We start from the raw sequence: 22,013 nt of genomic DNA on the forward strand, positions 1-22,013 counted from the left end.
AGTGCGATAACCTAATGAAAGTCTCTCATATAAACTCGCTATAAATGCTTGATTATTACCAGGGTCGACAAAGCTGATCGCCTTTAAGTAGTGCTTAATACCTTGCTGCTGTCTGTTATCATATGTTACACCTGCTTCTGCAAAACCAAAACGTTAAACGTACCTTTATGGTTGGTCAGCATAGAAGAAAGGTAAAAGTCACCATAATACAAATGAGTGTACACCAAACATTTTGGTTTTTTAGTTTCATTGCAAAACTCCAACACATTACTCAGCAGATTATCTACCCCTTTAGGCGCTTTATTTTGCTTTAAAAACCTAACAGCTTTATTGAAATCCCTATCTGCATCTTCTTGCTTATATGTCACTTCACACCCAGTTAAAACAAAGGTAGCACCAACCGCCAACATAGTATTTTTTATATTCATAAATTCACTGAAACTGATCTTAATCATCGACATGACTATCGGATAGTAAAAAATTGAAAAGCCGCCCTTCAAGCTATGCTTAATCGAGTGATTAAGCACTATAAGGATATGTTATTCTAGTTTGCTTGCACAGCCTGCTCGACTCTGTAGATGCAGAATATAGTCACTAAAGCGTTCAAAATTTATTGGAATTTCATCCTCAGGCATATCACCTTCTGGGTACGCTTGAAAATGATACTGTAAGCTTTTCTCTAACGCTAAACACTCTTTTTTTGTATCGTCAATTAAGTGATGACTCAAAGATAACTGCAGATAAAGAAAAGATATTTCTTTGTGATCTTTATCATGATCCCAATAGCTAATGGCTTTTTCAAAATGTTTAGCAGAATGCTCAAACCTATTTTCAAACGTAACATTCGGCTCTACGAATCCTTTTTCTTCGTAGTGCGTCTGTTCAGCCCTGATTATATTGGAGCGATATAAATGACCATAAAGTTCATACGCAAGTGCTAAACATTGCTTATCATTTTCTCTTAAGCAAATTTCTGTAGAGTTTTTAAGGCGGTGTTCATTAAGGACAGGATGGTCACCGGGCACTTGTACTGAGTGACGGGCCTTATTAAGTGTGTATCGCGCTTTCATTAAATCTTCGGTCATGCCACAACCACTCAGAGATAAAAATGCAATCATAACAATCAAAAATAGTTTTACTTTCATGAGTTTTATAAAAAACGTAGTCGCGATTAAAGGAAAGTTATTATAAGTAATCAGGACTGCCTTGCATATTAAAACCTAAATAGCCTTAGCTCGACTGTTTGTTATTCACTCAAAAAATCTGCTCTCCTGTCGTTTACTTAAGCTGTTAAATGTAGGTACATAATTTTCATTCATACTGCGCACTTTCTAATAGAGATAGGATCTGAGTGTTTCGAATAAATTAAGTGCTTTAAACTTCGAACGTCAATTATACTAACTCTACTTCCAAACAATTCAGTAGTCTCGTCGCTTCAAAGCGATCAAACTTCGCTTTATTTATCGTGTTACTAAAGATATCAATATCAAATCCCGTCGCATTTGAAAAATCAACAGCCGACAGGTTAGTGCTCGAAAACATAGACCCAGATAGCTCACTATCTCTAAAGCTAGCTCTGGCAAAGTCACCATCTCTAAAATCGACACCACGCACGATACATCGCTCTAGTGCAAAACCTTGTAACTGTAAGCCATAAAAAGAGCTGTCGTTTAACATGCAATCGTAAAACTTAATAGGCGCACTAAGCATTAACCTTGGCCAAGCGGCTTTGGTCCAATCAATGCCAATAACTTTAGAATCGCGAAAGATGACGTCCGAAAATTCGCTGTAGTGAATTTTAGTCAAGCTTAAATTGCACTTTATAAACTCGCAATCTACAAATTTACAGCTGCGAAAGCTGGCTTCTGAAAAGTTACAGCCGATAAAAGTACAGCTTTCAAAACTTTTGGATATGAACTCATCTGAAGAGTGATCTTCACCTTCAAACGTCATTGACCACCATTCACTTTGCTCATGAATACTCAATTTACTTCCTTATTAATTTATAAGTGTTTAAACTTTTCCACTTTATAACACAATAGTGTTTACGTTTTATATGTTTATTACATTGCAGAAAGCCCCAAAAAGGGGCTTTTAATTAGAAATAAGCCTTGCTAATTAGTATAAATTTTTTGGATCCTAAAATCCCCACCTTGCGAGGTGCAACGCTGGATTATACTTCTGATCTGTGAACTAGACTCCGCGATTTCGTACCACAACATTGTGTTTGTTCCAGATCCATAACAACCAATATGGTAATACGCAAAATCTCCAACTGATTTCGCTGAAACAGTCATTGAGGTGGCAGTACTAAGCGCAATTATTACGCTAGCGAACATAGATGCTAACTTCATTAATTATTCTCCTTTTTTTGAATAGCCATTATTTTTTATACTTAACACGTCCAAATGTAAAGTTAAATGTTGCAAATTAGTAAACTCAACTATTTTTATTCTGATTTAATTTAATTCACATCTACCTTATCTATTAAAATGCGCTGCATTTTCTTGCCAAGCTCTACATGAGTATACAATCCACTGAACTGTTTAATCACATGCTGTGGACCTAAAGCAAAAACCCCTACGGGGGTATGTGTATGCGTACCTGTTGACCAAACAATATTTTGTTTTGTTGATAGCGCCCTACCAATTAGATTGAGCGGTCGTTCATTTAGGTAAACATAAAAAGGAGAAAAATCATGGATCTTACTGCTAGTCTTGAGACCTAAACTTTTGTGTCCACGTTGAAAAAAGGCATTTTTCTGCTCTGTCAAAATAGCATTAGCATCTGCATCATTTATTTTAAATTCACTGTTTAAGTTGACTGTTTGTACTAGTTTCGCGGCACTGGGGTTATTATGATCATGCTTAGCAGCTTTCCACATCGCACTATAACTTCGTTTTTGCAAAAAAAGTTTGTCTAAAATCTCAAGCTCACCAAAATTATAATTAGGCTTATATGTATCATTATTAAAATTGTTGAGCTGCTCTGCTTGAGGCAAATCCGCACCGCTATAGCTAAAACCAAAGCCGCCTGTTTCATGATCGGCTGTCACAACAACTAAGGTGTCATCTCGACCCTTAGCCCATTGTAAAACAGCATCTACTGCGCTATCGAACTTGATCATTTCATGCAATAAAGTGCCTGCGTCATTATTGTGACCAGCCCAATCGATTTGCCCGCCTTCGACCATCAAAAAGAAGCCTTCTGGGTTTTGTGATAATTTACTGAGAGCAACTTGCGTCATGTCCCGTAAACTTGGCTGACCCAGATAACGTAGATTTGAGGCTTCAATGCCATCGACCATAGCGCTATTTGCAAACAAGCCTAAAATACGCGCTTTTTGAGTATCTTGCAGTTGACCCTTATTAAATACCAATTCATAACCTTGATTTTCAGCTTGCCTCAATAGGTTTTTGCTATCACGGCGTTTTGACTTAAATGATAAGCCGCTCTCAGCAAGTTTTTTTTCAAAACCCGCTTGTTCGCCCGATACCACATAGGCTTTAGGTATAAAGTGGCGCAATCCACCGGATAACATAACGTCAACAGCGTTACTTAACACCATTTGCTCCGCAATGGCGTTTTCCATCGAACGATGGATTTGATGCGTTGCAAAAGCAGCTGGTGTCGCATGCGTTAAACGAGTATCAGATACTAATCCCGTCGACTTACCCAACGCTTTGGCTTTTTGCAAAATGGTGGGCACTTTATGCCCAGCACGGCTTAACCCTATCATCTCATTGCCAGAAGCAACCCCTGTCGCTAATTGCGTTGCTGAGCAAGCGGAGTCCACTACCAGCTTATCAGCTGGCCCATGTAGAGATAGCCCTGTCACGCCTAAATTGGCCAGTTTAGATATCGCGCTATTGTCACCTCGATAAATTGATTGCGGTGCACGCGTCGCATACTCCTCCAATAAACCAACTTGCTGGGGACCCATGCCATCCCCAATCAACAAGATTATATTTTTAATCTGTGGTGGTTTAGCCGTTTTATCACCAACATTGCTTTCAAGCATTTTGCATCCCGATAGGCTTAAAAGTAAAACAGCGAAAATTAGCGAGTGTTTTTTAAATTTTGACAGCATATTAATTGCCCTCCACGACTATTTAAATTGCAGTGAAGAAAGCGTCATACTTTGCTGGTGCGTGATATCTCCATGGATATCTTTGAGGCCAAATTGAATTTTCGGATCGGCTTGCTCCCAATCAATTTCAACAAAGCCATAATTAACTTGCGCAGTGTAATCACCGATACGATGGCGGTTCGGACTCACGTCTTTCCATTTTTGCGTTAACCCTGAACTTGTTATCTCCCAAAGTGGATAACCATGTTGAGTATCATACCTAGATAACTCACCCCAATGCGTGTCGCCACTGATCATTATCACACCGCCAATCTTGTGCTTTTCGATAAAGTCCAATAGCCTTTGCCTGTCAGCTGGAAAGTTAGCCCAACTTTCCCACCCAGTGAAATCTGGAATAAGCTGTAAGCTAGACGCTATTATTTTCACTTTTGCTGGTTTTAAAAGCTCTTTCTCAAGCCATTGCCACTGCGCTTCTCCTAGCATAGAGCTCTCATTTTCAACTGGTCGATACGGGCCTTTATTATTGAAGAAGCTGCCAACCCAATAGCTCAATGCGCCAACTGAGTTGAGTTCAGGGCGGTTCCAACGTAAGTCAGGCAAAATCACTTGCACATTTTGATGCTGCTCCCCATACATGTAAGAAGTATAAATACCCGACGGACGTGTGCGTCTCGGACTATTTTTCGGCTCTTGCCAAAAATCAAGCATGATTTGACGAGATTGCTCTTTGAATGGGTACTCTTTCCCCGCGTCATTTTCACCATAATCATGGTCATCCCAAATAGCGATGGTAGATGTCGTTGAGCGCAGCGTTTTAAAGCCTTCTTTGCTGCCCAATTTTTGATACTTAGCCGCTAACTCCATCATATTCTCAGTGTCGCCATAGACATTGTCGCCAAGGAACACAAAAAGATCTGACTGCTCTTTGTTAATTGCATCAAAAATTGGAATATCCTTGTCTTGGTGACTACATGAGCCAAATAGGATTTTATCAATAGAGCCTGTCGCTTGCGCATTGGCTGCTGCACAACCTAGCACAAATAAAGTAGCTAGTATGGGGCGTTTAACATTCATGATTTGATGTTCTCTTTTTGGACCACCTACCTGTAAAACAGACATATATTGACTAAGCAAACGCTCATTAGAATCGAGTTTGTATTTATTAAACACAGGTCATATAAAAGGCAGATAGTAAAAATTGTTTAGTAGATTTCTTGCATTTACTTTTTGCCAGAAAAAAGAGCTAAGTGATCAGGGGAAAGGGATCTCTCAGCTCTTACGGCATAGTGCTTTAGAGTGTATTATGCTTACTGTTCCATGCTTGCGCGCAATGCATAATCAAATCCTCTACAAACCACTATCAATATCCTTTTTTACCGCAATACTTGGCAAAAGTTGATGGCGAACGCTATTCATCGCTCGCCAACAATAAGATTAAAAACGTGTTTGGAAGTTGATTGCTGCAGTTCTCGGGGCGCCGATCCAGCTACCCCAACCACCTGCAACACTACCGATATAACTCTTATCAAATAGGTTGTTCACTGTTAGGCGAATTGAGGCACCTTTTAGTGCACCAACTTCTTCTAAATCGACAGCAACATACAAATCACTAACTGCATAAGCGTCAATACGCTGAGTATTGTCTGAGTCCATCCAACGCTCGCCAATCCACTTAGTCGAAAGACCCGCTGAGTAAATTTCTGATTGCCAATCAAGCGACAGCACAGCCATGTCTTCAACTGAGCCAAATACCGTATTGCCCGCTTTGATATCAACAGTACCATCTGTGTACTCTGAGTCATTGCTTGTATATGACATATACACAGACAGTGATTGAGTTGGATAGTAAGTCAATGACGCTTCAACACCTGATGATTCAATACCGCCCGTATTGATGTACTGGCCACTCGTACCAACCAAGTAATCATTACCAGACGCAGACTCAGGTGCAACAAACGTTAGGCGGTTTTGAAAGTCAATACTATATAAAGTAACACTCGCATCAAAATCGTTGTTGTCATAACGAATACCGAAGTCCATGTTTTCCGCAGTTTCAGGCTCAATATTACCCAGTGCCGACGCATCTGCTTCAAGTACTTGGTCTTTAATTGCCGCAAAGTTCTCTGCATAACCTGCAAATACTTCTAAACCTTCAACTGGCGTGTACCACACAGCACCCGCTGATAACAGAGTATCTGAATCTGAATTAACTGATTTATTCGTGCTTGTGAACTTATCGTGGCTATCTAAATCGACCAAGTACTTTTTCACACCTGCACGCAATGTCACCGTATCCATCTCAATTGAGTCTTCAAGGTATAACATGGTTGTTTCTACTGGATATGTGCGATCGTACTGGATCCAATATGGATTGTGGTCAAAGTCAAAGCTGCTTTTCGAATCGATGATTTTGTGCCAATCACGGTACTCAGAACGCTCGTAATCTTCATACCAAATACCGCCACGTAAGATGTTGTTGTAATCGCCAATCTTGGTTTCCCATGTCAGGTCGGCATTGATGCCAAAGCGATCTTTTTCATAGTGGCTGTTACGGTAGGAACCAACAGGGCGTGCAGTTGACTCATAGCAATTTGGATCATACTCAGCATCTGCACCGCCGTATGGGAAAGTAATTGAGCTTTCACAGCCTTTCATTGGCTGAAGTGATTTACCATCTGCATCAACAAAATAAATCTTACCTAGAGAGCTACCACCTTGATAAGTCGTGCCAGACACAAGTTCAGAATGGCCTTTAGCGCCATCGTGATTCACATCAACAATATAAGGCGGTACCCAGTCACCACGGCCTTCGTTTTTATGGAAGTAGGCATTTGCAGTCACTTCCACTTCGCCAACCATCGTATCCACTTCGATGTAACCAAATAAGTTTTCACGCAGTGTTGACCAACCGCGACGATAAACTTGGTCAATATAAGGAATACCTGTCCACTCACCGGTTAGACCATCTGACTCAGGGTTCTGCTTAAAGCTTTCTAATGAAACACGCTGATAGTTGTCTTCGTGTACATCATCATATGATAAGTACGCAGTGATCTCTAAATCACTATCCATACCTTTAACAAACTTAGCAGCAAAATGGTCACGGGTATTTTCTGCTGTACCGGTGATCCAATCGCTGTTGCTTGAGTTTGAATAGCTCAACCAGCCAAAGGTGTCATCCATCACTTCGCCCGTTTCAATACGCATGTAGTATTTCTGCGCATCAAAATTCGCTAACGACAGACTTGCGACAATGCCTTGCTCAGTGCTTGGGTCAATGGTCGTAAAGTTTAACGTACCGCCAAGTGCTTCGTTAGAACGAGAGCCAATATCTGCTGTACCTTGAGATACCTCAACTGCCATTAAGTTTTCTGTATCAATATAACGGTTTGCTTTAGCGCCACCACCGTAGTTTGAATTACCGTTTGAGATGCCATCAATGGTAATACCAACTTGCTGCTCATCTAAGCTCAGTTGAAAGCCGCGAATCGACACTGTAGTTGACCAATCGTCAGAGCCAAATGTATCACCCTCGTTGATAAGCACACCCGGTAAGTTGTCAATCATCGCCATCGCGCTGGTCATTGATGACTGTTGCTTAAACATTTCTTCAGACGTTGCATTATTTGCGTAAGAAACACTTTTACCAACAACCATGATCTCTTCGATTTGCTGGTCCGCTTTTGCTTGATCATCCTCTGCAAAAGCTGGTGCCGATAAAGCTGCTGCGACCGCCATTGCCAGCATAGATATTTTTGTAGAGCCTGTAGAGTATAAAGTTTTCATTATAATTCCCGAAAGTGATTGGTACATACCAAAATTACGAACGGGGCAAATCTTAGTTACGTATCATTACAGGGACTTTACAGAAATATTTAAGTTTTAATTTAATTGGTATGGACCAAAATTGATTAAGGTAAGTTTTCATTTTGTGAAGTTTGTTGTAATGTGATAACAATAAATATCATCAACACATTGCCAGAATAAGCCACCTATGAAAGACACGAGTTATGCCTATGCCCAAGTTCGGGAAGCCATCAGCCAACAAATTGCTGAGCAAAAATTAACAGGCAACCTGCCTTCTGAGCGTGAATTATGTGCCACCTACGACGTGGCACGCTCGACTTTAAGGCAAGCGCTGGGCCAGCTTGAGCATATGGGTATGATCTACAGAAAAAACCGCAGCGGCTGGTATGTTTGCCCTCGCAAACTTAAATATGACCCAATGCAACACACCTCTTTCTTGCAGTACACAACTGCTCAAGGCTTTCAACCAAGTACAAAGTTAGTTGAGCAAAAAAAGCAAAAGCCGTGCAAAGAAATAGCCAACGCACTTGAGTTAGATGGCAGAACTAGCCTAACAAGCATATTGCGCGTCCGTTCAGTTGACGGTCGAGCCGTTGTCGTCGAAGAGCTCAACTTTAGTAACAAACACCTGCCCAACATTGATAAACATGACCTGTCTTTATCTATAAGCGTATTACTTAAAAATACGTATCACCATCACAATGTTCTATATGATATTGCGGTTGAATCATGCTGCTTATTCAATCCTATTGCACAATATTTAAATACATATGATGGCGCTTTGGGGCTTAAAGTAACTCGTATAGTGAGAGATTTAGAGGGAACGGCCTTTGAGTTTGACCGCGAATATTGGCGCCATGATGCATTAATGATAGAAAACAAAGCTAAGCTCCATTTTTAAACTGAAACACATTGTAAAACAACTGCAATATAGCCCAATTAAACTGTAAAAAAATTCAAGACAGCCACCATTTGGTCCATACCAAATATGCGCGTTCCACTATGAGTGTCACATGTTTTACCGATTGGGCAAGCAGATACAAAACAAACTTAGTACAAATACTCTTCTTTTTTGTTTATTCGCCATTATTGCTGCATGCAGTACCTATGCATTTATGTATGGCTTTAGAAAGCCTGTTGCAGTTGGTCTATATCAAGACATTACTTGGTTAGGCCTATCCTTAAAGACCGTGTATTTAACCGCACAAATTTTGGGTTATGCGCTCTCTAAATTTATCGGAATTAAAGTTATATCAGAACTACAAAGCCATGGCCGTGCCAAAGCAACCCTCGCTTTGGTATTGTTTGCATGGTTCGCTCTTTTAGGGTTTGCCGTTACCCCTTCTCCATGGAACGCCGTGTTTATGTTATTGAATGGTCTGCCCTTGGGTATGGTTTGGGGCATTGTGTTCAGCTATTTAGAAGGACGCCGTGTTACAGAAATACTCGCCGCAGGCCTTTGTACCAGCTTTATTCTTGCATCAGGCCTAGTTAAAACAGTGGCCAGCATCTTACTGCTTGACTTTAACGTGAGTGAAATATGGATGCCATTTGTTACTGCATCCATATTCTTACCCTTTTTGTGTGTGTCAGTATGGATGCTGGACCAACTGCCGCCACCAAATCAAGACGATATTGAACAACGCTGTAAACGTGTACCAATGAATAAAGCTAGTCGTAAAGAGCTGCTCAAGTTACTCGGCTTTGGGATCACTATGCTCATTTTAGGCTATATCCTATTGACTATTTTGCGCGATTTACGCGACAGCTTTGCAGCCGATGTCTGGCAAGCGACAGGACTTAGCGGCGAACCTGCACTATTCACGCTAACAGAATTACCAATCGCAGTGGTTGTGTTAGTCATAATAGCGCTACTAAAGCTTGTAAAAAATAACCATACGGCCATGATAATCAATCACTTTTTGATTTGCTTTGGTTTTGTTATCACGCTGCTAAGCTCAATGGCGTACGAACACCATCAAATCGGGCCTATCAGTTGGATGATATTGAATGGCATAGGTCTTTATCTAGCTTATGTGCCATTCACAACGTCGTTATTTGAACGACTCATCGCCACATTTAATCGCCCTGCTAATGTCGGTTTTTTAACCTATTTGGCTGATTCGTTTGGTTATTTAGGTACGGTCGGTATAATGGTTTATCAAAGCACGCATAACCACACTATTGATTGGAATGTCTTTTTGCGAGATTTAGGATATTTTACTGGCATGGTAGGTACTATTTTAACGCTCCTCTCGCTCGGCTTTTTTCTACATAAAGAGCGAAAAAACAATCAAAGTCCAAATACTATAATTGCATAAACGTTTATTAAAACTCGCAGTATTATAAATCACTATAATACTGCGAATTAATTATGTGGGCTGTATTATCTAACCCATAAAAGACCCCATCGGCTACCATTTCCTTGAGCATTAAAACTACACTGCGCGGTTCCTTTAGCCCATGGTGTATGTAGTCCGTGTCCCAACCAGCATGAATGATGGCTAGAGTGGATATCACGCTGCCAGCCGACGACATTCATGTTGTTACGGTCCTGATTTATTAAACACTTTGTGAAAGTGTTGCTATCAGCTGCATATTGTGAACGACAGTTTGGTAACGGTACTTCTTCTGTCTGCTTCTCCTGTTGATCCATATATCCCCATGTATAGCGGATCATCTCTAGCTCAGCTTCTTTTAATGAAGATTGGTAAGCAGTACTTTTACAACCAGCAAAGTCGCAAGCAACTTGCTCTCTGACATCTCTAAATGCACTGAGTGACCCTTGATATAACCCAGTCGCCGGATCTGTCGCAGTAACAGCTGGTAAGGGGTTATATTCACTAATACGTTCTTTCCCACCAGGCTCAGTCCTTGCGTACGTACCTATTAATGTCCAACCCCCTTCATCTGTGTCCATGTCACAATAGGCCTCAAAGCTATCGTGTGCACCTTCACCGTCTGGATCAATTGAATAAACACCTGATGTCGCCTCTGGATTTTCACTTAGAATTTGCGCACAACTTACCGGAGTCGTGACAATATTAACTTTAGGCCCAAGCGTAAAGTCGCCAGAGTCATTATTCGGACCATACCATGTACCTTGATAACCTTCTTGCAAACTCCCCTGACCAATATAGTAAAAACGACTTCCATCTTTAGAAATAGTAAATTGGACACGTTGAGTAGTACCAGAACCTAACTCAAACGTGTTTGGGTGCTCAAACTCACCCTGTATAAGTAGTGGCTCTACCTCTTGAACATCTATCGCGCTAAACTTGTTCGCCAAAATCGTCATATTTAAGTTTTGAACATGGGCATTAGAAGATTCAAGCATGCCATTTAGAGTCGTGTCCGAAAATAGCTCCCATTGTGTACTCGCAGACGCGCCACAAGAGATACTAGCCAATAATACAGCGGTTAATTTATTCATCGTATTTTCCTTTAATATACTCGAATTAATAATGCCATAAATGTTGATTTAAAAAATAATCAATTATTATCATTTTTTGTAATTATACCCACCTCGTTTCATCACAAAAAGACGAGAAAAAACCACAGAAAAGTAACAAGTGTAACTTTTGTATATTTAACTCTATAAACGCCGTCTATAAAAGTATAAATCTAGATACATGATGAGCATGAAAGCTAGTTTAACCTCATAGCACTCCAATCAATGGGGTACATCCACATAAAATGTAACACTAACAAGGAAAAATGATGAAATTACACAAATTATCAATGGTTACTGCATTACTTGGCTTCGCCTTGAATGCACAGGCACAAACTGTAACATTTCAACTTGCTGCGACAGATGACGCTGGCTTACCTGCCAACCCAACCGTAGCTCCTGGACAAAAGGCATATTCGTACGATATCGAGATGGCTTATGAATACGGTACAACTAAAAAGTGCAGAATTAACTACAACCAAAACAGCTGTGTATTTGAAGGAGTAAATAACGGAAACCATCTCGTTAGATATAAGTGGAACGGTTTGTTTGCGGGTAAAATGAGCCAAATGATTGCTGGTTGGATGAATGTAAACTTATATTCACCAGCACATGTCCTGATCCCTTCAAGTAATGTTCACTTTTATATGATAGACAATAAGCCATACGACGGTGCCGTTCAAATTTATGGCCGCACATCTTATGAAGCCATGATGTATGGATATGGCAGCCTTCAAACAACGCAAAATGGCAACAACTTAGGTAATCATATTGCAACGATGGAACGTTGGGATATGCAAAGTGGTAAAAGATTTCCGATGTTAGCAGGCTGTATGAGCCTTGCTATTTTGCCTCGTACCACCAGCACAATCAAACGCGTTGAGTACCCACAAGCGACAAATGATACAGGCCCTCAAACAACATTGCTGTGTGTACCAGGCAATGACACAGATACTTATGTAGGCATTGACGCACAAAAGCTTCGCGTTACCAACATCTCTTCGCAGAAACCTGCGGAGCTTATGGCTTCCGGTGCACAGTAACCTTAACTGCCCCCCTGGTATAAGTGCGCAAATTGTGCACTTATACCAATACATCAACTCTATCAGCTTACCTTAGCCACCTGACTTGAAGTCATTTATCTAGATTACAAGTAGTAGTCTAATTACCTTTGGCGAAACGAGCTATTTAATATGCACTAAAGTAAAGTGGTGGATTAACAGAATTAAGCGACTTATCTTCTATCAGTTGACCATTCGTTAATTCTCCATTCAAAGCGTCTACCAAAGAGTGTGTAGAAGAGCCCACTTTATACGCAACGGCCACATCATCATTCCATTCTTGCGCGCCGGTACAATACTTCATACTCAATTGCTCACTTTGACTGCGCCACTCACATTGAAGCAGAGTTTGCTCAAACCCATTTACAACACGCTTTTTCGGATAGGCTCTAAAATAAACAGGGCCAATATCACAGGCATCTGTTTTAGGTGCGCTATCAATAACGACTGTGCCGCCATCAATGGTTTTAAGCGTATTCTCATTGTAAATCATATAACAACTACCAGAATTCTTCTGTTGTAATTTGGTTGCAATTGGCAAGTTAAGTGCCTGTCCTTGATTAGTATTACACATTAATTGATGCGTATTGTTTCCCTTAGGCTTCCAACTACAATCAAGCAGGTTTTCAGTTACGCCATTAACTATTCGAGACCTCCGTGCAGGTTTGAAAGAAACAGCAGATCCATAGCAAGATGATTTCTCCCCTGTGACTTGAATACTGCCTTTTAACTCCGTTCTATAACCATCAAGCCAATTGATACTACAAAAACCTTGGCTCGGTATAAAAACTTTTTTGGCTGTCAGTAAATCAGAAGAACTTGGATCTACTGGATTGTTGCAAAGTAAGCTCTCATATGTCGCAACTTCGTTTTGCTGCTCAAATTGCCAGTGGCAAGACATAGGCTCTGAGCTTTGAGCGAATGCAGACGTCATTGAGCTTCCTGCTATTACAACCAAAAATTGAATTGTGTTTTTAATCTTGGTCTTCATACTAATTATCCTTTTATATATTTGTCATCGTTTTGTATTTAAGTAAAGCTTACACATGCAAATTAAAAACAAATAGTCTATATTACAGTTACTTACAATCTATTACCGGCGGCTACATAATCCGTAGTTCATTTACTAAAAAGAATGTGACTTTCTGTTTATATTCATCGTCGGTACAGTATTGAATTAGATTATTTATAAAAAGCTGGAGGCGAAAACTTAAGAGAACAAGACCTAACCGAGATGCTTTGTGATCTACTCGATAAGTGAGATGGCTTATGCAATGACGTTGTAAAGTTGAGATTAGTAAATCAAATAAAAAATAAATGAATAACATCCCCACTCTTATACTTCATGATTACTGGAAATCAAAGAAAGATGGCGATATCAGTACATTAATTTGCGGGTATAGACTCACAACAACGATGGGTTAGGTGGTAAATTATCAAACTTACGAACAAATTATATGATAAGCGCATTGCTTCATTTTCGCAGTATTCGAAATAAAGCCAATATCAATTGATTATAACAATCATATGCCTAAAAAAACGATGCAATGCTCTACTTTTAATCAAAGTCACTGTTTATTAGCAATGTGCTCATACCAATAACTTTCGCTCACCAAATCTCGCGGTGACTCTAACCGGTCAATAAAGGTTAAACCGTTTAGGTGATCCAATTCATGCTGAAAAATACGTGCGATAAAATCGTCAAATACTTTTGTATGCACCTTAGCATGTTGATCATAATACCGAACCGAAATATGTTTATGCCTAGGTACTAATCCGCGCATACTGGGCACACTTAAACACCCTTCCCACCCTTTTTCTAACTCATCGCTGGCTTCAATGATCTCCGGGTTAATGATCGCAGTTGGTTGCATAGTAGGCGCACTCGGATATCGAACACTTGGTTTAGAACACATGATAAAAAGTTGTAAGCTCTGATATATTTGTGGCGCAGCCAATCCTACGCCGTTTGCTTTTTCAACAGCTAACATCATTTCTTCAATTAGGTTTTGACACTCATCTGACAAAATATCATCAACCAATTCAGCTTTTTTTCGTAATACTGGATGCCCCAATTGTGCAATAACGGGTTGATTAGCTTTACTTTGTGACTGCATTTTATAACCTATTTTGAATCCATTGCCTTAATCATACTGGCTAGACAGTATCAAATATCAAGGGTAACTGAAAAGAAAACTTTGGGGGCTAAATTCGTAATGAGCCTCTAAATTATTGCATAAGGTCACAATTTTTCTGCTTTTCAATTCTCAAATATGCGCTTTAAGGTGTTGTATCAATGTGCATAAACAAGAGGTTCAACATACCAGCCCGCATAACCAAAACACAATTAAGAAATTGATTTAAAATAAAATAAATAAAAACCAACTCAAACTAAAGCACAAAAAACCAATACTTCAGTTTAATTAACTGCACAATAAACTTTCAAATATTTCTAAAAGTTCTGCACTTTCTAATTATAGTTTGACAATCTTATCTCAGATCAATATATTGTCGTCTCGAGCGAGTAGCATTTATAAAAAATTGCCCACGCCTATTGGCAAGCCCGATAAAGTATGACAGTAAGCGTACAGCAGCCAAGGCAAATCAGAATTGAAATTCAAAAAGGCAATTTTGTAGCATCGCTCTTCATTATGGTAAATGAAAAGTAATTGTGTGGAGTGTGTGATGGAACAACATTGGTCTGATTTTTTCCCATATATTTTTATGGGTGTTAAGGTAATTGCGTTGGGTATAGCTGGATTCTTTGCTGTGAAATGGCATTTTGATCAAGATAAAAAGCTTAAAGCAAAAGAGCAAAAAGAAAGTTAATCAAAAATATAAGTCTAGCTGAATATTTTAAAACATGTTAGTTTCGTGTACTTAGAAAGCCCCTAACTATGGGGCTTTGTAGAAACTAATAAGTACTTTAACCTTGCTTCTTGTTATAAAAGTATACAGGCTCATAGTTTACAAACTTTGCGTCGGCTGCCACGTCACTGTAATTCTGCTTTATATCTAAAATCGCTGCTCTATGGCCTTTATTCGTCCTCCTCGTGGCAATAACGACTGTACCTAAATTATTAATTTGATTGTCACTAATAGTAAAGCACACTGGATTTACAATCGTCGCGTTTACAGAGAAGAAAACCTGTTTGGATAAGAAACAGTATTCCCCTGGTTCTAAGTAAATAGATTTAGCTTTTTTATTTTGAAAAATATTGGTTATTGCACCAGTGTTTATATTTTCAATTTTGAAACTACTGCGTCGTTTACGAATAGATGATTTGTCGAATTTATTCTGGTCGCTCATAAAAGCCGCATGAATAGAAATAATCGTATTCTCCTCATTGGCTACACAACTAGCAGATACCAGTAAAGCTCCTAATATAACTCCTATTTTCAACATATTCCTTCCCCTTGTTAGATAGATTGTGCATTCTTTATTTTTAGCTTAACGGCTTTCGAAACATGACTACTATTTAGTTTTTCTGAATTTAAATTAACCACACTTGTGTGTTTTTATAAATAAAAGCTAAGTCTTTATCAATTATATGTGATGAACATTTATAGGCTTTAAGCTCCAAAAATAGATTGGGCTTTACTAAACCAGCAGTTATTGTAAACGTGCTTGATTTTGCCAATTTTGATATTTATGCAAAAATATATAAACAAACTTATACCTGTGGAATCGAAAGATTTACTCTTTCTAGTTCTGAAAAGTCTACTCATTGAGCAAAGTATCATAATTGGAAAGCTGTGCAATGAGGTTCGAAATGAAAACTCACTTCAGGAGTTGGAAATTAGGGCCATAGCAATTATTCACCACAAAGTTCTCGCTTACTGTGGATAAAGATAACTATTTTATACCTTAAGCTATATTGAAATTTACAGCCGATTCTTAAAGTGTCCCGCTTTCCAGTGGTTTACTTAATTGCTCAAGCTTATTACACCTTTAACAGGTTGGCTTTTACGTATTTCCTAAAGGCAACTTAAAATACCATAAAACCAACCAATGTGACTTGATTATTGACCTCGATACTCCATCTGAAAAATATCAAATTTAGCTAATTAACACTATCTGTTGCATCTAAAACTGCCAGTTGAGTGTTCAATTTACGCTTTGCGTCTGCTCTCTCTTTAGTTAAGTAAGGATTAGAACTTTGACCTTCTAATTGCTGCAATGCCATGAGGTAGGCTTTTGACTTTGCAAACCCAACCTCACTATTGATGTCTGGCATTACCCCTTTCCCTTCCCAGTTTTCATCAGTTATTGGGCTGACACTTGTTCCGATTGCTACAAATGCAATAAAATCATGTGATAATTTAAATTGATTGATCGGGTTTGCACCACCTTTTGATGGCTCACCAATCAAAGTCGCTCGCCCTAGATGCTTCATCGCGTATGCAAATGCCTCTCCAGCAGAGAATGTATCTGGACCAATTAATATATACAAAGGCATATCACGAAATCGGCTAGCGCCCATAGGTTGGCCGCTTCGAAAAGGATAACGGCTGCCATTTCGAAATAAGTAAGTGTGCAGTAACGTCGGATCTTTTAAGAAATAACTAGCAAGGTGAGAAACCATAAAACCATCGCCACCACCATTTTGACTAAAGTCTAAAATAAGCGCGTCGGTCCTCTTCAATAAAGTCATCGACGCAGCAATCGCTTCATTGGCTTGATGAGAGACAGTATCAAAACCCCACATCTCTAAATAGCCAATATTTCCTGCAAGTACTTCTACTTGGCGTACTCCAGAATTCTTACGTTTTAATTCAGTGAACCAAGGCTCTCGCGCACTATTGCTGTGTTTACCATTATTATCAACTCTGGTAACTAATGCTAAATGTTTATCGTACTGACTCACTAAGTCTGTAATTTGCTTGGACAAGCCATGACGAGATAACGAACCTTGAAACGTTAGCCCACGTAGCTGAGCTGCTATTTTTTTGCTATATCAGTAAAAACATAATTTTGCTCAATAGATTGGGCAAACTCTTCCACTATTTGCTTTGCCTGTGTCGGTTGTAATCGCTGAGCAGGACTAATTGCACCAGCCCTAGCCTGTAGTTTGTTCACACCAAAAATACACAAACTCAAACACAATAAAAATCTCGCAATCATAAAATCTAACCATCCCTTTAATCACATGAACCTAGTTGCACAAAGCAAAGGCTCACACAAATGTCTATCGCATAACTTGCGACCTTCCATTTATGGCGTACCTAAAAACTTGCACCTACAATGAATCGTTATGGCTTCAACTGCTTACCTACTCAATAAAAAAGACATCGCAAAAGAAGCCATATTGCCATTAACTTTCTAACAAGGGCTCATTTTCAGAGTTATCTTTCAATTGAGGCTGCCTATTAAATATCGGCAGTGACAGTAAAGCCGACATAAAGCCTAAACTAAATAAAGCGCTGAACGTCATACCACCGACAATAACAGCAGCTAAACCTCGATAAATCTCTGAACCATCGCCAGGGCTGAGCATTAATGGCAACATGCCAAAAATACTTGTGCCTGTGCTCATATAAATGGCGCGCATACGATAACCTGTTGACTGTATAATCGCTTGCTGCTGAGTTTGACCAGCCGCCATTGCAGAACGATATTGGCTAGCAAGTAAAATGGCATTATTTATCACGAGCCCCATTAAAATGATAAAGCCGATCAGTGTAACAATGTCTAAATTTTGTGGAGCAAAGTAATCGACTAGTTTCAAGCAGAGCATGCCACCAAGTAATGCCAATGGCATCGACAACATAACAGCAATGGCTAGCGACCATGAGCTAAGTGCAATTCGTATCAATAAAAATAAAATTAATAACGATACAAGAAACATCTGGAAGAACTCAGATAAAAACCCACTTAATTGATCTGCGCTACCACGGTAATTGATATATAGCCCCTGCTCTTGTCTCTGCGCTAAAAAAGCATCAACTTCTGCTTTCACTTGCGAAATAAACGGGCCAACAGGCTGACCGCTCGCAGGTACTAAATTAATTGACATACTGACTTCTCTGTCTGTGCGATATATCGCACTTGGTGCCAAGTTTAACTGCGTGTCTACCAAAGAACGTATTGGGTGCAGCCCATGATTGGGTATCATCACTTCTGTATGCAATAATTGCTCAAGGTGCTCAGGCGTTTTACCTTTCAAGTAGAAAGGTAATGTATCACTATCTGCATAAAACTGACCGAGATAGGCGCCATCGGTTAATGTCACCAAGATCTGGTTTAATTCAGATTGAGACATCTCCATAAAAGCAAGGGTATCAACTTTAGGCGTAAACTCTATTCTTGCTACTGTATCTCTCATTGGAATGACTTCGGTGATCCGAGCGTCAGGAAAAGTTTCGACTAAATGGTTAAGTAATGCTTGCCCAGCCTTTTGTAGCTCTGGCATCCTTAAACCTTTTAAATCCAGTTGGCTGGTGCGCGCATCAGGCAGTGCTAACCTAAGTAAGGTCCCCTGATAAACATAGGTTCTTGCATCAGGTAAATCCTTGACTATTTCAGTTTCCACCCACCTTTTGAATGAAGGAAAATCCCAATCTCCTTCGGGATAAAAATACAACAAGCAATTAGCAGGTCGGCAAAAAGCGCCATGAATGTCAAAAGCAGGATTATTACCAAGCTTTTTTTGCGCTGCAATGCGCTGCTCCATAACATCCCCTATCTGCAATTTTGCAGCATTAACTGAAAGCGGTTCATCAAAAGCAGTGTACACCAACACAATGTTTTCTTTCGGGTTGGGCAGTAAATCTAGCTCAGGCTTCATCCACCAACTAATTAACAAAGCACCGGGGATTGCTATTATCAGCCATACTACGCCTTGAAGCTTTGAACGAGACGGCGCGGTGACAAAGGTAGTCCATTTTTTTGATAGTTGTTTACCAGATGAAACTTGGTTTTTAGGCAAAAGCTGCCGTGATAACGCAGGTAATAAAAACAGCGCAACCAAAATCGAGGCCACTAACGCACTAGAGATAGTAAATGCGAGATCACCAAATAGCTGGCTGACTTCAGAATGCATTAAAACGATAGGTACAAAAATGACAATACTAGATAAAGTAGAAGAAATGAGCGCTGCTCGTACTTGTAATACCCCTTGTCGGCAACTGTCTAACAGCGATAACCCTGTGCTCCTCAAGCGCTGGATGTTTTCAACTATGATGATGGATGCATCCAGTAATAGTCCGACAGACAACGCCATCCCCGCCAAAGAAATTAAATTCAAGCTGCGCCCGCCCAATTGCATTCCAAGCAGTACTAAGGACAAACACACAGGAATACTGACAAAAATCAAAAACACAACGCGCAGGTTACGTATAAAATAATACAAGAATCCGCATGCAAGCAGCACACCTAACAACAAGTTGCCATAAACCAGTAATAGCGCTTGTTTAATAGGTACTGAATTGTCTCGGCTCATGACAACTTTTAAATCAAGTGACGACAAAGGTCCCTCATTTAACTCTGCTAAAGTTGTTTTAATAAGATCTATCGTTTCTAAAACATTGATGTCTTTATCAGGCTGCAAGAAAAAGTATATTGCCTGATTGCCTTTGAAGGATGAATAAGACCAATCGTAAACAAACCGTTTGTGTACAGTTGCAACTTCTCCTAAACGCACGACGCGAATGCCAGTAACAGCAATAGGTAAACTCCGTAATTCACTTAATGCCATTTGGCCTTTAAAGTGTAAATCATACTCTTTTGAGCCCAACATTAAGCTGTCACCAGAACGGTCAATCAAGCCTTGAAGCTTACGAATGACTTGATCAATGGTCAGTGAAAATTGCGTCAATTTTTGCGGGTCAAACTCAATATCTACTCTTTGTGCCAGTCGATTATTATCCATGTTAATGTTGGTAATACCTGGAATATCTGTCATTGCAGGTTCAACATAAGCACGATAGGCATGCATAAACTCTTCTTGTGACTTTTCTGTCTCAGAGTACAAAAACAAAGAAGCTAAAGTTGAGCCCGCACCATTGCTAAAGTCAATCACACGAGGTTTCGCAACTTGAGAAGGCCAATCTGGTACTTGATTAATGCGCGCCAGAACCTCCATATACACTTTTTCCATATCAGCTTGATAATGAAAGTTCAAAGTAGTCCAAGCTTGTCCGTTCGAAATATTGGTTTGTAAATTTTTTAATTGACCTAAGCCAGCCAATTGACGCTCAAGCGGTGAAATTAAACTTTGCTCAATTTCGGCCGCCGTTTTACCAGGCCATGATGTGACCACCGCGATCTGTGCTCTATCAATTTTGGGTAAAAGCGCATTTGGCAGTTTTAAACCAGCAAAAACGCCTAGTACAACAAGTAAAAAAGAGAAAGCGATAATAATAGAGCCATACTTTTCAACTAATCTCATAATTTACCCTGATCATTAATGGTGATTGTTGTATCTTCTTTCAGCGCAACTTTCCCTTTAACCACTACTTTGTCACCAGCTTGTATCTCTCCTTGAATTACAGAGTAACTTTTCTCAGAATCAATTATTTCTACAACCACTTTGCTCACTTGGTTGTCTGGGCCTACGCGCCAAACGTAATATTGAGTGTTGTTTATGGTCAAGGCATCATACGGCACCTTGGTCAAATTGCTGGCAGCCATCGATGCATAAACCACGTAACGTTGGCCGATTAAAAACTTTTCTGGTGGAGTATTTTTGAACTTTAAATGTAAATTGATTGTTTGATCTTGGCTACTAACCAAACCAGCATGGCGGTCTAAAATTAGCTCTGTACCATCTGAAAAAGCCAATTCAACGTCTTTGAAATGATTGAACTCCTGATACAAATCTAGTGTTACTCGACAAGTCATTTCATGATGATCAGCAGGCAAAAACTCTAAAATACTTTCTCCCTCTCCAACCCACTGGCCCGGCTGACCTGATAAAGACAGAACAATGCCATCAACAGGCGCCCGATGTGTTAAGTTATTTAGCTGGTGTTCGACTAAACGAAATTGCTCTGCATATATTTTATTTTGCTCTAATGCGGTCTGATAATCTCTTTTGTGTTGCTGTAATTCAGAGCTGGAAACAACCCCACCTTCATCTAACTTGCTTAGCCGCTCATACTCATTAAAAGAGTATATATAGTTTGCATGCGCAGCTTTTGCGTTTGCATCCAATTGCGCAAGTTGACGCTTTAGATAAAAGTCATTTTGCTTTGCTAATAACTCACCTCTTTTAACCTGACTGCCAGCGGGCAATAACCAAGTTAACTCCGCAGATACGTGACTAGAAATTTGCTGACGAAATGGTACGTCAGCATGACAATACAATGGCTTTTGAATGCCTTTTTGCCATGGCTGAGCTTCGCCAACTCTAACAGCTGGTGTTGAATTTGCGTTGCAAGATAAGAGTGAAGAGCCAATGACCATGTTGGCTAAAATAAAATGTCGTAAAGCATTTGGCACTAAAATAAACTCCCTTATTATTTTTATAAACTCAAAGCCGGTCTCATTTTGCATTTGCAAAAGTTGCCCTGCCAACCTTGATACTACTTCCTATTTATTTTGAGTGAATGAACAAATTAACAAATTTCGGCCCACAACTTAAAGCATTGTTTTATTAAAAAT

Annotated in this window: 18 protein-coding genes; 4 read left to right on the forward strand and 14 right to left on the reverse strand. The window is 39.7% G+C overall.

Features of this window, described 5'->3' with window-relative positions:
• Positions 1-125 precede the first annotated feature (125 nt).
• The 6 genes from AC2CZC_RS23905 to AC2CZC_RS23930 all read right to left on the reverse strand — a co-directional run bounded on the left by AC2CZC_RS23905 (position 126) and on the right by AC2CZC_RS23930 (position 7,876).
• Complete coding sequence (locus AC2CZC_RS23905) at positions 126-428, reverse strand: hypothetical protein (protein ID WP_484585750.1); 303 nt, start codon at positions 426-428, stop codon at positions 126-128.
• Between the two features lie 111 nt (positions 429-539).
• Positions 540-1,145, reverse strand: a complete 606-nt coding sequence (locus AC2CZC_RS23910) for a hypothetical protein (RefSeq protein WP_484585751.1) — start codon at positions 1,143-1,145, stop codon at positions 540-542.
• Between the two features lie 247 nt (positions 1,146-1,392).
• Positions 1,393-1,986 (reverse strand): pentapeptide repeat-containing protein, encoded by a 594-nt coding sequence (locus tag AC2CZC_RS23915; RefSeq protein ID WP_063361670.1) that lies wholly within the window; start codon positions 1,984-1,986, stop codon positions 1,393-1,395.
• A gap of 478 nt (positions 1,987-2,464) precedes the next feature.
• On the reverse strand, positions 2,465-4,021 hold the full coding sequence (locus AC2CZC_RS23920; protein ID WP_484585752.1) for an alkaline phosphatase: 1,557 nt from the start codon (positions 4,019-4,021) through the stop codon (positions 2,465-2,467).
• An 87-nt stretch (positions 4,022-4,108) separates the two neighbouring features.
• Positions 4,109-5,164 carry an alkaline phosphatase D family protein gene (locus AC2CZC_RS23925; protein WP_484585753.1) on the reverse strand — a complete coding sequence of 352 codons (1,056 nt, stop codon included), beginning with the start codon at positions 5,162-5,164 and terminating at the stop codon, positions 4,109-4,111.
• Between the two features lie 360 nt (positions 5,165-5,524).
• On the reverse strand, positions 5,525-7,876 hold the full coding sequence (locus AC2CZC_RS23930) for a TonB-dependent receptor domain-containing protein (RefSeq protein ID WP_484585754.1): 2,352 nt from the start codon (positions 7,874-7,876) through the stop codon (positions 5,525-5,527).
• A gap of 208 nt (positions 7,877-8,084) precedes the next feature.
• Between AC2CZC_RS23930 and AC2CZC_RS23935 the strand changes: the two genes are divergently transcribed.
• Positions 8,085-8,798: a UTRA domain-containing protein gene (locus AC2CZC_RS23935; RefSeq protein WP_484585755.1), complete on the forward strand. Its 714-nt coding sequence runs from the start codon at positions 8,085-8,087 to the stop codon at positions 8,796-8,798.
• A 112-nt stretch (positions 8,799-8,910) separates the two neighbouring features.
• Entirely contained in the window at positions 8,911-10,218 is a 1,308-nt protein-coding gene (locus AC2CZC_RS23940; RefSeq protein WP_484585756.1) for a DUF5690 family protein, read from the forward strand.
• Between the two features lie 65 nt (positions 10,219-10,283).
• Here AC2CZC_RS23940 and AC2CZC_RS23945 read toward each other — a convergent pair whose 3' ends face one another.
• A complete protein-coding gene (locus AC2CZC_RS23945) occupies positions 10,284-11,330 on the reverse strand; it encodes a fibrinogen-like YCDxxxxGGGW domain-containing protein (protein ID WP_484585757.1) in 1,047 nt (348 codons plus the stop codon).
• 284 nt (positions 11,331-11,614) lie between these two features.
• Here AC2CZC_RS23945 and AC2CZC_RS23950 point away from each other — a divergent pair, with 284 nt between their 5' ends.
• Positions 11,615-12,391 carry a hypothetical protein gene (locus AC2CZC_RS23950; RefSeq protein WP_484585758.1) on the forward strand — a complete coding sequence of 259 codons (777 nt, stop codon included), beginning with the start codon at positions 11,615-11,617 and terminating at the stop codon, positions 12,389-12,391.
• Between the two features lie 145 nt (positions 12,392-12,536).
• Here AC2CZC_RS23950 and AC2CZC_RS23955 read toward each other — a convergent pair whose 3' ends face one another.
• A complete protein-coding gene (locus AC2CZC_RS23955; protein WP_484585759.1) occupies positions 12,537-13,400 on the reverse strand; it encodes a hypothetical protein in 864 nt (287 codons plus the stop codon).
• A 577-nt stretch (positions 13,401-13,977) separates the two neighbouring features.
• On the reverse strand, positions 13,978-14,526 hold the full coding sequence (gene def / locus AC2CZC_RS23960; RefSeq protein WP_484585760.1) for a peptide deformylase: 549 nt from the start codon (positions 14,524-14,526) through the stop codon (positions 13,978-13,980).
• Between the two features lie 568 nt (positions 14,527-15,094).
• Between def and AC2CZC_RS23965 the strand changes: the two genes are divergently transcribed.
• Complete coding sequence (locus AC2CZC_RS23965) at positions 15,095-15,238, forward strand: hypothetical protein (protein ID WP_196760638.1); 144 nt, start codon at positions 15,095-15,097, stop codon at positions 15,236-15,238.
• A gap of 97 nt (positions 15,239-15,335) precedes the next feature.
• Here AC2CZC_RS23965 and AC2CZC_RS23970 read toward each other — a convergent pair whose 3' ends face one another.
• The 5 genes from AC2CZC_RS23970 to AC2CZC_RS23990 form a co-directional block, all read right to left on the reverse strand.
• The gene (locus AC2CZC_RS23970) at positions 15,336-15,815 is read right to left on the reverse strand and encodes a hypothetical protein (RefSeq protein WP_484585761.1); all 480 of its coding nucleotides are present in this window, start codon (positions 15,813-15,815) and stop codon (positions 15,336-15,338) included.
• A gap of 658 nt (positions 15,816-16,473) precedes the next feature.
• Positions 16,474-17,301 (reverse strand): S41 family peptidase, encoded by an 828-nt coding sequence (locus AC2CZC_RS23975; RefSeq protein WP_484585762.1) that lies wholly within the window; start codon positions 17,299-17,301, stop codon positions 16,474-16,476.
• 50 nt (positions 17,302-17,351) lie between these two features.
• The gene (locus tag AC2CZC_RS23980; protein ID WP_484585763.1) at positions 17,352-17,534 is read right to left on the reverse strand and encodes a hypothetical protein; all 183 of its coding nucleotides are present in this window, start codon (positions 17,532-17,534) and stop codon (positions 17,352-17,354) included.
• A 190-nt stretch (positions 17,535-17,724) separates the two neighbouring features.
• Positions 17,725-20,799, reverse strand: coding sequence for an efflux RND transporter permease subunit (locus AC2CZC_RS23985; RefSeq protein WP_484585764.1), 3,075 nt, complete (start codon positions 20,797-20,799; stop codon positions 17,725-17,727).
• Positions 20,796-21,905 (reverse strand): efflux RND transporter periplasmic adaptor subunit, encoded by a 1,110-nt coding sequence (locus AC2CZC_RS23990; protein WP_484585765.1) that lies wholly within the window; start codon positions 21,903-21,905, stop codon positions 20,796-20,798. Before AC2CZC_RS23990 ends, AC2CZC_RS23985 begins: the two co-directional genes overlap by 4 nt.
• Between the last annotated feature and the right edge of the window lie 108 nt (positions 21,906-22,013).

It is taken from the genome of Pseudoalteromonas sp. MMG033 (genome assembly GCF_057197785.1).